The organism is Vibrio sp. 1078-1 (genome assembly GCF_033340475.1).
In genome coordinates this window covers 1-593 of the sequence record NZ_JAWOWM010000601.1, presented here as the reverse complement: position 1 = coordinate 593, position 593 = coordinate 1, and the positions used below count along the sequence as shown (strand labels likewise).

Below are 593 nucleotides of genomic sequence, written 5' to 3'. Positions count from 1 at the left end.
TTGGTAGCAGCTCATGTGCCGTCTTAACTGGAGTAGGGTAACCAATCTCTAGTGCAATCTTAGCGGCGTTCTCAGGGCGTAGTAGGAAGTCGATCATCTTATGAGCAGCATCTACGTTTTTCGCGCCAGCTGGAATTGCTAGGCTGTCCATCCAGAAAATGGTGCCTTTTTCAGGCCAGATGATGTCGATATTCGCACCTTCTTGACGAGCCATGTAAGCAGAGCCGTTCCAAAGCATACCAAGAGACACTTCACCTGCAAGGTAAGGGTTTGCTGGGAAATCAGAATTGAATACCAATACGTTTGGCATTAGCTTTTTCAGCTCTTCATAAGCTGCTTTGATTTCATCTGGGTTCGTTGTATTTGGCGAGTAACCAAGCTTTGTTAATGCAATGTGGAAGACTTCACGAGAGTCATCCATCAGCATTAGTTGGCCTTCCCACTTGCTATCCCAGAAATCGTCCCATTTAGAAACAGACGATTTATCTAGCATATCTGCGTTGATACCAATGCCCGTCGCACCCCAAATGTAAGGGATAGAGTAGTTGTTGTTTGGATCAAATGGTTTATCTAGGAAGTTGGTGTCAAGATCG

The 593-nt window shown here is 45.2% G+C and carries 1 protein-coding gene; it reads right to left on the bottom strand.

What is annotated here, in order from left to right; translation table 11 throughout:
- A partial coding sequence (locus R7190_RS29035; protein ID WP_318138088.1) for an extracellular solute-binding protein occupies window positions 1–593 on the bottom strand: 593 nt, incomplete at both ends.